The sequence below is a fragment of the Halobacterium sp. NMX12-1 genome, from assembly GCF_040435975.1.
Classification (GTDB): domain Archaea; phylum Halobacteriota; class Halobacteria; order Halobacteriales; family Halobacteriaceae; genus Halobacterium; species Halobacterium hubeiense.
In genome coordinates, this window is sequence record NZ_CP159204.1 from 674,565 (window position 1) to 688,224 (window position 13,660).

Below are 13,660 nucleotides of genomic sequence, written 5' to 3' on the forward strand. Positions count from 1 at the left end.
GGACTCGTAGCTACAGCGTGGAAGTTTCCGAAGCCCGTCGCTACGCGACTCGTTGCACGGGCCGAGAGGGATTTGAACCCTCGACCGTCTGGTTAAAAGCCAGACGCTCTGCCGGACTGAGCTATCGGCCCTCGATTCCACGTCGGGCGGGCCGACGTTAAACGTTTACCATCCAGCGAAACCCTTACGCGGCCGTCGGCGAACCGTTCGGTATGACTAGCGCACGCGAGTTCGTGACCGAACTCGTCTCGTTCGCGTCGACGGACGGCGGGGAGGCGCCGGTGTCTTCGTGGTTCTCGTCGCGGCTGGCGGAACTCGGGTTCGAGACCTACGAGTGGGACGTGGACGCGGACTTGCTCGCCGGACATCGGTCGTTCCCGGACGACCCGGGCGCGATTCGGGCGGCCGACCGGCGCAGCGTGGGCGGCGTCCTCGAACTCGGGGACCCGGACGCGGGCCCGACGCTCGTGTTGAACGGCCACCTCGACGTGGTGCCGGCCGACGAGGCGGTGTGGTCGTCGCAGCCGTTCGAGGCGCGGTGGCGCGGCGACGAGCTGACCGCGCGCGGCGCGGCGGACATGAAGTCCGGGCTCGCATCGTGCGTGTTCGCGGCGCTCGCGCTCGCGGAGCGCGACGTGGATGGTCGGGTCGTCGTGGAGGGCGTGGTCGGCGAGGAGGCCGGCGGCGTCGGCGCGGCGACCGCGGCGCTGGACAACCCCTACCCCTTCGATCGGGACGCCGCGATCATCGCGGAGCCGACCGCGCTCACTCCCGTGGTCGCCTCGGAGGGGAGCCTGATGAAGCGCCTGCGATTGACGGGGCGGTCCTCGCACGCGGCGACGCCGTGGCGCGGGGAGTCCGTGCTCCCGCACTTCGACCGCGTCCGGGAGGCGTTCGCGGACCTCGCGGACGAGCGCGAACAGACTGTCACCCACCCGCTGTACGAGGAGTTCCCGACGAAGTGGCCGGTCGTCTGCGGCACGGTCGAAGCGGGGGAGTGGGCGTCGACGGTGCCGGCGTCGCTGGTCGCGGAGTGGCGCATCGGCGTCGCCCCGGGGGAGACCGTCGCCGAGGTCGAGGAGGCGTTCGACCAGCGGCTCGCGGACGTGGTCGCCGAGAGCGAGTGGCTCGCCGAGCATCCGCCCGAGTTCGAGCGGTTCTCCGTCCAGTTCGAGGCGTCCGAGATTCCGCCCGACGAGCCCGTGGTGCGAGCCGTCCAGTCCGGGATGCGCGACAACGACCTCGCGGAGACGGAGCCGCGGGGCGTGACCTACGGCGCGGACGCGCGCCACTACATCGAGGCCGGGATTCCGACGGTGATGTTCGGTCCGGGGAGCATCGAGCAGGCGCACTTCCCCGACGAGACCATCGACTTCCGCGAGGTCGAGACGGCGGTGGACGTGCTCGCGGACGCCGGCGAGGCGTTCCTCGCGGAGAACTAGAGGTAGTCGCGGAGCGCGTCGGCCACGACGTCGTCGGCATCGCGGTCCGAGACGGTCGCGTGCCGGCGGAGGTCCCGGTAGACCGGCGACGGGAGCGTGACCGTGAGTTCGCCGGGCGTGACGCCGAGTTCTTCGAGCACGTCGTCGAGGGACTGGCCGTCGTTGACCGCGCTGGCGGCCTGCCGGACGTCTCGGACCGTGAGGTCGTTGTCGACGACCGCCCACGCGAGGAGGTAGCGGTCGTCGCCGCCGACCCGGGCGATGTGTTTCGCGGCGGTCGGCGGGATGTGGCCGGCGGCGACGTGTTCGCGGACGGCCCGCGGGAGGTCGTGGACGCGCGCCCACTTCCGGATGAACGAGACGCCGACGTCGCCGTCCGCGCGCTCGGCGGCGGCCTTGTAGGAGTTCTGTGCGCGGACGAGCGCCGCGCAGGCGGCGGCGCCGCGGAGCATGTAGATGTGGCTGTCGCCGAGCTCGTTGCGCGCGAACGCGCCGACGGTGTCGGCGGCCTCGGTGACGCTGTCGGGGTCGTCGGGGTCGAACGAGACGGCCTCGCGGGCGTGCTCCCCGGTGAGGCGCTCGTCGCCGCGGACGACCGGCTCGCCGACGGGGGATTCGCGGTCCGTCGGCGGGAGCCGCTCCTCGTCAGTCATGGCGTCCAGTAACGGCGTTGCGCGTAAAACACCTACTCCTCGTCGTCGTGGTTCTCCCGGCGCTCCGAGAGGTGCTCCCAGATCTCCGTGCAGCCGGCGCCGGGTTCGACGTCGGCGAGGTGGTCGTCGTCGCGGTCCTGCGTCTCCTCGCGGTCGGCGTCGCGTTCGGCGTGTTGGTTCACTCGCCGTCCACCTCCGCTGTGAACAGTTCGGGTGCGGCGTCGGCGGACGCGTGTTGGCGGTGGCCGCGCGTTCGGGTGTGCATACTCGTCGGTACGCCACGCAGACGGATAACTGTCGCTTCGCGCGCAACGCCCGCCAGCGCTGACTGGTACCAGAGAGTCTTGACGGTAGTGGGGACGACTGGCAGGCGTTGCCAGCGCCGACGAGGGGACCCGATTGGACCCGATAGGGAGTGTATGGCGACGCGACTGCGGCTGCTCGACGACGCCGCGTGGGTGAGCGTGAACGACGAGCGCGAGGTGGGGACCAGCGAGGTGTGGCCGGTCGCGGAGACCTTCTGTTCGTGCGAGCTCGCGTGGCTCGTCGTTGAGGCGTTCGTCGACGTCGGCGTTGACGGGCGGCGCGTGGAGGCGCGCCCGCACGGCCACTGCCTGAACTGCGGGGAGTCGGGAACGACCCCGTGGCTGCCGGTCGGGAAGGTGACCGACGACGGCTTCGAGCTGGTCGAAGGTGTTCGGCGATAGCGGTAAGTGTATCCGCTACCGGACGGCCGCGGGGAACCTTGACACCAAGCGCGCTTTGGTAAGGGCGGACGCCGAGTATGCTTCTATATGCCCACGGACGTCGAGCGATGGAAGGACGAGGTCTACGGTAACGAGATCCGGGAGCATCTCTTCCGGTTCGCCGAGGAGGGGTGGGACGCCATCCCCGACGACGAGGAGGACGCGTGGTTCGAGCGCTTCAAGTGGTGGGGGCTGTACCACCAGCGGAAGGGCCAGGAGAGCTACTTCATGATGCGCATCGGGACGCCGAACGGCGTCCTCGAACCCGGCCAGCTCCGAACGGTCGCCGAAATCGCCGACGAGTACGCCCGCGGCCCGGTCGACAATCCGGAGTTCGGCGCGGCGTACTGCGACTGGACGACCCGCCAGTCGATTCAGCTCCACTGGATCAAACTGGAGGACGTGCCGGATATCTTCGAGAAGCTCGAGGCCAACGACCTCACGACCCAGCAGGCGTGTGGTGACTCGTGGCGGAACATCGTCGGCTGCCCGGTCGCCGGGAAGGACACCCACGAGCACATCGACGCGTGGCCGGTCGCCGAGGAGCTCCACGAGACGTTCAAGGGCAACGACGACTACGCGAACCTCCCGCGGAAGTGGAAGGTCTCCGTGACGGGCTGCGACCAGGGCTGCGGCCAGGGCGACATCAACGACCTCGCCTTCGAGCCCGCCGAGAAGCACGGCGAACTCGGCTTCAACGTCCGCATCGGCGGCGGGCTCTCCCGGAAGGAGCCGCGCCTCGCTCGCGACGTCGACATCTGGGTGCCCGAGGAGAAGGCCACAGACATCGCGGCGGCCGTGACGGAGCTGTTCAACGACCACGGCGACCGCGAGGACCGCTACAACGCCCGCATCAAGTTCCTCGTCGACGAGTGGGGCGTCGACAAGGTCCGCCGCGTCCTCCAGGAGGACTACACCGACTGGGACCTCGAAACGGCGGGCGACGACCTCCGCGACCAGTACACGTACAACGCGGGCGGCCACGAGCACGGCGACCACGTCGGCGTCCACGAGCAGCCCGACGGCAACTACTACGTCGGCCTGAACGTGCTGGTCGGCCGGCAGGGCGTCGAGGACGTCTACGAGCTCGCCGACCTCGCTGAGGAGTACGGCAGCGGCGAGGTCCGGCTCACGCAGCGACAGAACGTCATCGTGACGGACATCCCCGAGGAGAAACTGGACGACTTCCTCGCGGAGGACCTCTTAGAGGATTACTCGCCGGACCCCCACCCGTTCATGCGGGGCTCCATCGCGTGTACGGGCACCGAGTTCTGCTCGCTGTCCATCGTGGAGACGAAGAACCGCCAGGTGCGGTACGCGCGCTGGCTCAAGGAGAACGTCGACGTCCCGGAGGGCGTGACGGACTTCCACATCCACCTCTCGGGCTGCACGGCGTCGTGTGCGCAGCCCCAGATTGCGGACATCAGCCTCCGCGGGATGAAGACCCGCAAGGACGGCGAACCCGTCGAAGCCCTCGACATCGGGCTGGGCGGCGGGCTCGGCGAGAACCCCCACTTCGCGGAGTGGGTGGAGATGCGCGTGCCCGCCGACGAGGTTCCGGGGTACATCCAGAACTTACTCGGGACCTACGAGGACCAGCGCCAGGACGGCGAGACGTTCCGTGACTTCATCCAGCGCCAAGAGGAGGACGCGCTCCAGGAGCTCGCGGACCCCGAGGAGACGGACTACGACGACCCCTACATGCACAACACGAAGATGACGTGGTACCCGTACGCGGACGACGACGACATGGGTGACAGCCCCGCGCCGACGAACGGCGAGGGCGAACCCATCTCCGCGGACGACTGACCGCGCTCGCGTTCTGCTGGTGCCGCTGTCGAAACACCCACGGGGCTGTCCCGCGTTCGCCCTCCATGGCCGACCGCATCATCAAGGTCAACGCGTACACGACGTTCAACCTCCTCGACGGCGAGGCGGAGGGCCACGGCTGGACCGAGGAGGCGCTGGCCGTGCTCAACGTCACGACCGACGACGGCGACGTCCTCCTGGAACTCGAACTGGACAACACCGACACGGAGCGCGTGCCGGCCCACGCAGAGCGCGCGACCCTCTCCCCCGAGCAGGCCCGCGAACTCGCCGGGGAACTGGAGTCGTACGCCGACCGCGCGGAGAGCGACGAGTAGCTACACCGTAATCGTGGGGCCGCGGTCGGGCGCGCTCGCGTCGAAGCCGTCCGCGCGCAGCTGCTCGGCGAACCACTCGCAGCGGTCGCCGTGGTTGACCAGCACCTCGCTGCCGCGGTAGTCGTCGAGGAACGTCCGGAGGCCCTCGCGGTCGGCGTGCGCGGAGAAGTCGTAGCTGTTGACGCGCGCGGCGACGCGGAGGTGGCGGCCGTCGATTTCCGCGCTCCCGGTGTCCAGCAGTTCCCGGCCGGGCGTCCCCTCGACCTGATACCCCGTGAGCGCGAGTTCGTGCTGGGGGTTGCCCGCGATCTCGGGGACGTACGTCATCGCGGGGCCGCCCGAGAGCATCCCCGCGGTGGTGACGATGGCCGTGGGCTTGTCGGCGATGCGCTTGCGCTGGCCGTTTCTCGTGGACTTGTTGAGGAAGCGCGCGTGGCCGCGAGCCGCTTGGAACGCGTCGGCGTCCCGGAGGAACTCGCTGGTCTGCGTGAACCGCTCGGTGACGGCGACGCCCATGCCGTCCACGTAGCAGGGGATGTCGTGGGCGGCACACACCATGAACAGCTCCTGCGTGCGCCCGACCGCGAACGCGGGGACGACGGCGGTACCGCCGCCGCGAATCGTCTCCGCGACGGAGGTGGCGAACGCGTCCTCGATGCTCGCGCGGTCGTCCCGGGTCACGTCCGCGTACGTGGCTTCGGTAATCACCACGTCGGCGTCGGGGCGGGCGGTCGTGCCGGCGAGCAGGCGCTGGTCCTCCGTGTTGAAGTCCGCCGTGTAGAGCAGCCGCGTGTCGCCGTCGTCCACGAGGACGTTCGCGCTCCCGGGGATGTGGCCGGCGTCGTACAGCGTGACTTCGTAGCCGGCGGCTTCGAACGTCTCCTGGTAGCCGTGGGTCTCCGAGACTTCGCCGAGCGCCGCGACTTCCGCGCGCGTGAACGGGCAGTCGTAGCGGCCGCCGCGCTCGCCGCCGCCCTGTAGCTTGAGCGTGTCCTGCGCGAGCAGGCGCGTGAGGTCCCGCGTCGGCGGCGTCCAGTGAATCGGCGGGCGACGCGTGCCGGCGACGAGCGCGGGGACGGCGCCGGCGTGGTCGAGGTGGCCGTGGCTGACGACGACGGCGTCGGGGGCGACGTCTTCGGGGTAGCCCGGAGGCGTCCCGGGCTTCATCCCGTAGTCGAGCAGCAGCGAGTCGTCGACGAGAATCGCGCTGCGCCCGACCTCGCGCGCGCCGCCGAGAAACCGCAAGTCCATGCCCCGCGGTAGGGGCGCGCGGCGTTTGGCTCCGTCGGTCCACGCGGGTTCGCGGCCGGCGGACCGTTGGAACTCCTCGTGTTACGGTTCGCGGAGCCACCCCCTAACCGCTTTCACGAATATGTTCGGTTGCTTTCCCGTACTCTGGTACCGTGCTCGGCGGTTTACGTGTCCGCACCCCTGACCGGCGAAGTGAGGCAAACATGGACGAGTACTACTCGCGGAGACGGTTCCTCGCAAGCACTGCTGTCGTCGGTGCCGCGGCGCTCGCCGGCTGTTCCGGCGGCGGTGGCGGTGACGGCGGTGGCGACGGCGGCGGCGAGGAGACGACCGAGGCACAGACCACGGAGTCCGGCGGCAGCAGCGGCGGCGAGAACGTCGTGCAGGTGGGGCCGGGCGGCCAGCTCGTGTTCGAGCCCGAGGAGATCACGGTCTCGACGGGCGACACCGTCACGTGGGAGTTCGCCAGTCCGAGCCACAACGTCTGCGCGTACCCCGAGATGAACGACGAGGTCTCCATCCCCGACGGCGCCTCCGGGTTCGGGACGATGGAGCAGGGCGGCGACTCGTTCGCGCTCGTCTCGCAGGGCGAGACCTACGAGCACACGTTCGAGACGCCCGGCGAGTACACGTACGTCTGCGTCCCCCACGTGGGGTCGGACATGATCGGCACGGTCATCGTCGAGTAGGTGTCTCGGGCCGTCGCGCGCGACCGAACCACGTCTCGTTTTCGCCCGGAGCGGCGGTGTCTGCGAACGAGCAGTCGGTGGTCCGTCGCCGACGCAGTTCTGGGGTCGTGGGCCCGCAGAACATGTTCGCTCGTATTCCCGGCTTCCGGTAGCCTGCTCGGCGGTTTACGTGGGTGAGTCGCCGAGCAGCGACGTGAGGATGACCGACGACACGACCGACGCCGACGGCGACGCGCTCGACCCCGACGAGGTGGTCGAGCGACACGAGAACCAACTCGACGACCTCCTCGCGGAGGTCGACGAACCGACCCCCGCCGAGGACGACTCGACGACGCTGGAACTGGCGGGCTTGGAGCTTTCGCGGCGCGACTTCGTGAAGGCCGGCGCCGCGACCGGCGCGATGGCGGGACTGGCCGGCTGTTCGGGCAACATCGGCGGCGGCTCGAACAACACCACGTCGTCGCCGTCGGGCTCGTCGACGCCCGACCACAAGGTAGCGCCGGGCGAACACGACGAGTACTACGGCTTCTGGTCGGGCGGGCAGTCCGGCGAGATTCGCGTCATCGGCATCCCGTCGATGCGCGAACTGATGCGCGTCCCCGTGTTCAACACGGAGGCCGGCCGCGGCTACGGCTACGACGACCAGACCACGGAGATGCTGGAGGAGGCCGGCGACCTCACGTGGGGTGACAACCACCACCCGGTGCTGTCGGAGACCGACGGCGACTACGACGGCGAGTACCTCTGGGTGAACGACAAGGCCAACGGCCGCATCGCCCGCGTGAACCTGAAGTACTTCGAGACGGACGCCATCACGAACGTCCCGAACACGCAGGCCATCCACGGCTGTTCGGTGCAGAGCCCGGACACGGGGTACGTCTTCGGGAACGGCGAGTTCCGCACGCCGCTGCCCAACGACGGCCGCGACCTCGACAACCCCGACGAGTACGTGTCGCTGTTCTCCGCCATCGACCCCGAGACGATGGAGACCGAGTGGCAGGTCAAGGTCGACGGCAACCTCGACATCGTGGACACCGACAAGGACGGCCGCTGGGCGATCTCGTCGGCGTACAACGACGAGGGCGGGGTCACCGTCTCGGAGATGACTCGCGACGACCGTGACTTCGTGAAGGCCTTCGACGTGCCCGCCATCGAGGAGGCCGTCGAGGCCGGCGAGTACGAGGAGGTCAACGGCGTGCCCGTCGTGGACGGTACGCAGGACAGCTCGCTGAATCAGGGCGACAGCCCCATCGTGCGGTACATCCCGACGCCGAAGAGCCCGCACTGCGTGGAGGTCGGGCCGAACGGCGACTACGCGTTCGTCGCCGGGAAGCTCTCCCCGACGGTCACCATCATCGACATCGACGCGCTCGACTCGTCCAGCGACCCCGAGGACGTCGTCGCCGGCCGGCCGAAGGTCGGCCTCGGCCCGCTGCACACGACCTTCGACGGGAACGGCCACGCGTACACGTCGCTGTTCATCGACTCGCAGGCCGTCAAGTGGGACATCGAGGCGGCCGTGGAAGCCGAACAGGGCTCGACCGACCCCGTCATCGAGAAGCAGGACGTCCACTACAACCCCGGCCACATCCAGGCCGTCGAGGCGATGACGACCGACCCCGACGGCGAGTGGCTGGTGAGCCTGAACAAGCTCTCGAAGGACCGCTTCCTGCCGGTCGGCCCCATCCACCCGGACAACGACCAGCTCATCCACATCGGGCAGGGCGAGAAGGAGATGGAGCTGGTCGCCGACCACCCCGCGTATCCGGAGCCCCACGACTGCGTGTTCGCGCACCGTGACAAGCTCGACCCCGCGACGACGTGGGACAAGAGCGACTACGAGGGCGAGAAGGAGTTCGTCACGCAGGAGAACTCTCGCGTCGAGCGCACGGGCGAGCGCTCCGTGGACGTGAAGACCTCGTCGATGCGCTCGGAGTACGGCCTCAAGGACTTCACCGTCAAGGAGGGCGACGAGGTGACGCTCACGGTGACGAACATCGAGGGCGTCCGCGACGTCATCCACGGGGTCGCCATCCCCGACCACGACGTCCACCTCTCCATCGCGCCCCAGGACACCCGCGAGGCGACGTTCACCGCGGACGAGCCGGGCGTCTACTGGATCTACTGTACGTACTTCTGCAGCGCGCTCCACCTGGAGATGCGCTCGCGGATGCTCGTGGAACCGCGCGACGACTGACCGACCGCTGTCTGTCATCCACTCGACGGCCATCGGCGGCCGCCCGGGGTCGCCGGCACGCTCGCCGTGTCGGCGCGGCCCGCGGCGGTCGCAACCGGTGGTTCGTCGCGCGAACCCCGGGCAGGTGACACCATGGACTACGAGATTCCCGACCCGTCGGCGTTCCGCGAGCTGCGGCGGGCGCTCCCGCTGGCAGCGGCGGCGCTGTTCGTCGCGGCGCTGTTCTTCCCGATGTGGCGAATCGCCGTGGACGCGGTGCAGTACCCCTCCACGACGCTGCACCTCGAACTGTACGCCTACCCCCGCATCGCGGGCGACTACGCGGAGATGGCGAACCTCAACAAGTACATCGGGTTCTACTACCCCGACCCGGTGTACTGGCAGCCGAACTACGAGCCCCACCCGTACGCCGTGGACGTGCCGGAGTGGTCGCTGGGGCCGCTGGCGTTCGTCGCGGTGTCGGCGGCGACGCTGTTCGTCTCGCTGGCGCCCGACGCCCGCCGGCTGAAGCGCGGGCTGACCGCCCAGCTGGTCGGCACGGCCGTCGTGTTCGGCGTGATGCTCGCGGACATCCAGTACCGGCTGTATCAGGCCGGCCACACGCTCGACCCGGACGCGCCCGTGATGGGCGTCTCGGGGTTCACGCCGCCACTGTGGGGTCAGTACAAGGTCGCGAACATCACCAGCCACAGCCGCTTCGGGCTGGGCGCGTACATGGCCGTCGTCGCCGTCGCGCTGCTGGTCGTTGCGTTCTACTTCCGGGACAGCGACGCGACGTTCGGCGACCTCGCCGCGCGCGTCACGGGCGGGCGCGCCGGGGACGCGGAGGCCGGGAGGTGACAGCTCGTGACTGACCGTCGCACCGAGCGCTGGTTCGCCGCCGTCGCCGTCGTGCTCCTCGTCGCGAGCGTCGGCGCCGTCGTCGCCGACCCCGGCGGCGAGGCGTCCGGGAGCCCCGAGGTGGCGTTCGACGCGCCGGTGCCCGCTGAGTACGACTTCGGGCTCTCGGCGGTCGGCGAGCGCGGCGACGGCTACGCGGCCATCGACGGCGAGCGCTACGACACCCTCGCCGCCGCCGTCGGCGCCGCCGAACCCGGTGACACTGTCGCGGTCCACGGCCACGTCGCCGGCCCCGTCAGCGTCGAGACGCCGAACGTCACCATCGCCGGCGAGTCCCCCTCGCAGTCGGTCGTCTCGGGCGAGGCCGAGGGCGACATCGTCACCGTCAACGCCAGCGGCGTGACGGTCCGGGACGTCTGGGTGCGCAACGCCGGCTACAGCACCGCGGACAACGACGCCGCCGTCTGGGTCGCCGCCCCCGACGCCACGCTCGCGGACGCGCGCGTGACGAACACCACGTTCGGCGTCTGGGTGGACGGCGTGCCCGACGCGACCGTCCGGAACACCACCATCGTCGGCCGCGAGTCCATCGACCGGCTCTCGAACCGCGGGAACGGCGTCCAGCTGTGGCGCGCCAACGACGCCGAGCTCGCGGACAACCGCATCACGGACGTCCGCGACGGCGTCTACTTCTCGTGGAGCTCCGGCGTCGTCGCGTCGAACAACACGATGTGGAATCTGAGGTACGGCGTCCACTACATGTACTCGGACCGCAACCGGCTCGCGAACAACACCGCGTTCGGCAACGACGTCGGCTACGCGCTGATGGTCTCCGACGACCTCGAAATCGTGGACAACGTCGCCGTCAACAACTCCGGCACGAGCGGCCACGGCGTCCTCGTGAAGGAGGTCGATCACTCCACCATCGCGGGCAACGATTTCGTCGGCAACGACAACGGCATCTTCGTCTACAACTCCCTGGACGACGCGTTCCGGGACAACCTCGTGCTCGCCAACGACGTCGGCGTCCACCTCACCGCGGGGAGCGTGGACATGGACGCGTCGGGGAACTCGTTCGTCGACAACGCGGACGCGATGTACGCCGTCGTCGGCGAGCAGGTCGCGTGGAACGCCAGCGACCGCGGCAACTACTGGAGCGACGCCAGCCCCGTCGACGTCGACCACGACGGCGTCAGCGAGGTGCGCTTCCAGCCCGACGGCACCGTCGAGAACCTCGCGCGCGAGCACCCCGAGACGCGCGTGTTCGCGTCCAGCCCGGCGTTCGACGCGGTCCGGCTGGCGGGCCGCTCGGTGCCGCTCGTGGACGCGCCCGGCGTCGTCGACCACCACCCCCTCGCGACCCCCGCACACGACAACTGGAGGCGATACTATGAGTGACCCCGCAATCGACATCCGCGACGCACAGAAGTCCTACGGCACAGTCACCGCGCTCGACGGCGCGAGTCTCTCCGTCGAGCGCGGGGAGACGCTCGGGCTCGTCGGCCGCAACGGCGCCGGCAAGACGACGCTGTTCAAGCTGCTCGTCGGCCACGACACGCCCGACGCGGGCAGCGTCACGGTCGCCGGCCTGCCGCCGTCGGCGGGCACCGCGCTCCGCGAGCGCGTCGGCTATCTCCCCGAGCACGCCGGCTTCCCGCCGTCGCTGACGGGCCGCGAGGTGCTGTCGTTCCACGCTCGCGTGCGCGGCGTCCCCGCCGACGCGCGGGACCGCCGCGTCGAGCGCGTGCTTCGAACGGTCGGCCTCGCGGACGCCGCGGACCGCCGCGTCGGCGGCTACTCGAACGGCATGAACCGCCGGCTCGGGCTCGCGACCGCGCTCGTCGGCGACCCCGAGGTGCTGTTGCTGGACGAGCCGACCGCCGGCCTCGACCCCGCGGGCGTCGCGGACTTCCACGCCATCGTGGACGCGCTCGCCACCGAGACGGACGTGACAGTGCTGGTCACCTCCCACGTCCTCCCGGAGATCGAGCGCCTCTGCGACCGCGTCGCGGTCCTCGAAGACGGCGACATCTCCGTCTCGGGGAGCGTCGACGACCTCCGGCGCGCCGCCGCCGACACCGTCTCCGTGGACGCGACCGTCGCCGGGGACGCGGACGCGGCCGCTGGCGCGCTGGCGACCGAGGACGGCGTGGTTCGCGCGTCCGCGGACGGCGCCCGCGTCCACCTCGACTGCGAGCGCGACGCCGTCTTCGACGCGCTGGACGCGCTCCGGGAGGTCGCCGACGTCGAATCCGTGGAGGTCACGGAACCCGGCCTCGACGCCGTGTTCCGCGAGGAGGTCGCGGCCGGCGGCGACGTCGCAGTCGAAACGGGGGGTGAGCGGGCGTGACCGCAGACAGCACCGACGCCGGGGACGAGCAGCCCGCGACCGACGGCGGCGCGGCCGCGGTCGTCGACGAGTCCCCGGAGTTCGCGACCGACGGCGCGACGGCGACCGACCTCGTGGAGCGCGGTGGACTCCGTGACACCGTCCGCGGCACCGTCGAGGTCGCCGCCCGCGAGTACCGCCTCGCGGTCCGCCGGCGCTGGGCGGTCGGCGCCGCGGTCGTGTTCGCGCTGTTCTCGGTGGCGCTGGTCGTCTTGGGTGGTTCGGAGGTCGGGCCGACGCGCGTCGGCGCCGTGCTCGCGAGCTTCGCGCAGGTCGGCGTCTACGTCGTCCCGCTGGTCGCGCTCGCGGCGGGCTACGACGCCATCGTCGGCGCCGACGAGTCCGGCAGCCTCGAGATGCTGCTCGCGCTCCCGCTGTCGAATCTCTCGGTGGTCGTCGGGAAGTACGCGGGCCGCGCGGCCGCGGTCGGCGGCGGGATGCTCGTCGGGTTCGCGGTCGGCGGCGCCCTGCTCGTCCGGTACGCCGGCGTGGGCGTCGTCGGCGCGTACGCGTGGGTGGCGCTGGTCGCTGTCGCCGCGGCACTGGCGTTCCTCGGCGTCGGCGTGCTCGCGTCCGCGCTCGCCAGCGAGAAGACCCGCGCGCTCGGCGCCGCGCTCGCGGCGTGGGTGTGGTTCGTGCTCGTCCACGACCTCGTCGCGCTCGGCGCCGTCGCCTCCTTCGACCTCCCGCAGTGGGTGGTGTCGGTGGCCGTGCTCGCCAACCCCGCGGACCTCTTCCGCGTGCTCGTGCTCCGCACCGTCTCCACGACGGCGGGCGGCATCGCCGGCGTTCTCACCGGCGCCGGGCTGAGTCAGGGCGTGTTACTGGCGGCGCTCGCGGCGTGGATACTCGTGCCGGTGACCGGCGCAGTCGTCGCGCTCGGCCGGCGCTCCGTCTAGGAGTCCTCGCGCTGCCACGCGGTCACGCGGAACCGCCGGTAGCCGCCGTGGGACGCCTCCAGCGCGCCCATCCACCAGTTCCAGCGCTCCGCGGGCGACCCGCCCGGCGCGTCCGTCAGCTGGTCGACGACGCCCTCCGCGGTCACCTCGAAGTCGAGGTCGTCGGCGAGCACGCCGGCGTCGGCGAGGTCGCCGGCCGTCCGCGCGACCACGCGGCGCTCCGCGGGCGTCCCGCCGAACTCGGCGTCGAGGCGGTCCATCAGGTGTCGGCGGTCCATGCCAGTCACCGCGTGGTTGTGTGGGCCGCGCCTTCAACGCTCGGGTCGCCGTCACCCCCAACGTCCGCAATTCCCCGTCGTGGGGCGTCCTGCCGCCGGGAGCGGCTTCGACGGGTTTTTGAACTGCGCCCG

At 70.6% G+C, this 13,660-nt stretch carries 14 protein-coding genes and 1 tRNA gene; 10 read left to right on the forward strand and 5 right to left on the reverse strand.

Annotated features, from left to right (window positions below; genetic code table 11):
• Positions 1–57: 57 nt before the first annotated feature.
• Positions 58–131, reverse strand: a tRNA-Lys gene (locus ABSL23_RS04980).
• An 81-nt stretch (positions 132–212) separates the two neighbouring features.
• Between ABSL23_RS04980 and ABSL23_RS04985 the strand changes: the two genes are divergently transcribed.
• Positions 213–1,442, forward strand: coding sequence for a M20/M25/M40 family metallo-hydrolase (locus ABSL23_RS04985; protein WP_353634935.1), 1,230 nt, complete (start codon positions 213–215; stop codon positions 1,440–1,442).
• Here ABSL23_RS04985 and ABSL23_RS04990 read toward each other — a convergent pair.
• Positions 1,439–2,095: a hypothetical protein gene (locus ABSL23_RS04990; protein ID WP_353634936.1), complete on the reverse strand. Its 657-nt coding sequence runs from the start codon at positions 2,093–2,095 to the stop codon at positions 1,439–1,441. The genes ABSL23_RS04985 and ABSL23_RS04990 overlap by 4 nt on opposite strands.
• A 32-nt stretch (positions 2,096–2,127) precedes the next feature.
• Positions 2,128–2,277 carry a hypothetical protein gene (locus tag ABSL23_RS04995; RefSeq protein WP_169793375.1) on the reverse strand — a complete coding sequence of 50 codons (150 nt, stop codon included), beginning with the start codon at positions 2,275–2,277 and terminating at the stop codon, positions 2,128–2,130.
• Between the two features lie 237 nt (positions 2,278–2,514).
• Here ABSL23_RS04995 and ABSL23_RS05000 point away from each other — a divergent pair, with 237 nt between their 5' ends.
• The 3 genes from ABSL23_RS05000 to ABSL23_RS05010 all read left to right on the forward strand — a co-directional run bounded on the left by ABSL23_RS05000 (position 2,515) and on the right by ABSL23_RS05010 (position 4,985).
• Entirely contained in the window at positions 2,515–2,802 is a 288-nt protein-coding gene (locus ABSL23_RS05000) for a hypothetical protein (protein WP_059055116.1), read from the forward strand.
• An 87-nt stretch (positions 2,803–2,889) separates the two neighbouring features.
• Positions 2,890–4,650: a ferredoxin--nitrite reductase gene (locus ABSL23_RS05005; protein ID WP_353634937.1), complete on the forward strand. Its 1,761-nt coding sequence runs from the start codon at positions 2,890–2,892 to the stop codon at positions 4,648–4,650.
• A gap of 65 nt (positions 4,651–4,715) precedes the next feature.
• Entirely contained in the window at positions 4,716–4,985 is a 270-nt protein-coding gene (locus tag ABSL23_RS05010; RefSeq protein WP_059055120.1) for a DUF6360 family protein, read from the forward strand.
• Here ABSL23_RS05010 and ABSL23_RS05015 read toward each other — a convergent pair whose 3' ends face one another.
• Positions 4,986–6,236, reverse strand: coding sequence for an MBL fold metallo-hydrolase (locus ABSL23_RS05015; RefSeq protein ID WP_353634938.1), 1,251 nt, complete (start codon positions 6,234–6,236; stop codon positions 4,986–4,988).
• Between the two features lie 203 nt (positions 6,237–6,439).
• Here ABSL23_RS05015 and ABSL23_RS05020 point away from each other — a divergent pair, with 203 nt between their 5' ends.
• The 6 genes from ABSL23_RS05020 to ABSL23_RS05045 all read left to right on the forward strand — a co-directional run bounded on the left by ABSL23_RS05020 (position 6,440) and on the right by ABSL23_RS05045 (position 13,250).
• Positions 6,440–6,925 (forward strand): plastocyanin/azurin family copper-binding protein, encoded by a 486-nt coding sequence (locus tag ABSL23_RS05020; RefSeq protein WP_059055122.1) that lies wholly within the window; start codon positions 6,440–6,442, stop codon positions 6,923–6,925.
• Positions 6,926–7,124: 199 nt separating this feature from the next.
• The gene (nosZ, locus tag ABSL23_RS05025) at positions 7,125–9,122 is read left to right on the forward strand and encodes a TAT-dependent nitrous-oxide reductase (protein WP_059055123.1); all 1,998 of its coding nucleotides are present in this window, start codon (positions 7,125–7,127) and stop codon (positions 9,120–9,122) included.
• Positions 9,123–9,254: 132 nt separating this feature from the next.
• On the forward strand, positions 9,255–9,962 hold the full coding sequence (locus tag ABSL23_RS05030) for a hypothetical protein (protein ID WP_082687128.1): 708 nt from the start codon (positions 9,255–9,257) through the stop codon (positions 9,960–9,962).
• Positions 9,963–9,968: 6 nt separating this feature from the next.
• Positions 9,969–11,360: a nitrous oxide reductase family maturation protein NosD gene (nosD, locus tag ABSL23_RS05035; protein ID WP_059055126.1), complete on the forward strand. Its 1,392-nt coding sequence runs from the start codon at positions 9,969–9,971 to the stop codon at positions 11,358–11,360.
• Positions 11,353–12,312, forward strand: a complete 960-nt coding sequence (locus tag ABSL23_RS05040; protein ID WP_059055127.1) for an ABC transporter ATP-binding protein — start codon at positions 11,353–11,355, stop codon at positions 12,310–12,312. Before nosD ends, ABSL23_RS05040 begins: the two co-directional genes overlap by 8 nt.
• The gene (locus tag ABSL23_RS05045; protein WP_353634939.1) at positions 12,309–13,250 is read left to right on the forward strand and encodes an ABC transporter permease; all 942 of its coding nucleotides are present in this window, start codon (positions 12,309–12,311) and stop codon (positions 13,248–13,250) included. Before ABSL23_RS05040 ends, ABSL23_RS05045 begins: the two co-directional genes overlap by 4 nt.
• On the opposite strand, the gene ABSL23_RS05050 is transcribed toward ABSL23_RS05045, so the two are convergent.
• Complete coding sequence (locus ABSL23_RS05050) at positions 13,247–13,528, reverse strand: hypothetical protein (RefSeq protein WP_353634940.1); 282 nt, start codon at positions 13,526–13,528, stop codon at positions 13,247–13,249. The genes ABSL23_RS05045 and ABSL23_RS05050 overlap by 4 nt on opposite strands.
• Positions 13,529–13,660: the final 132 nt, after the last annotated feature.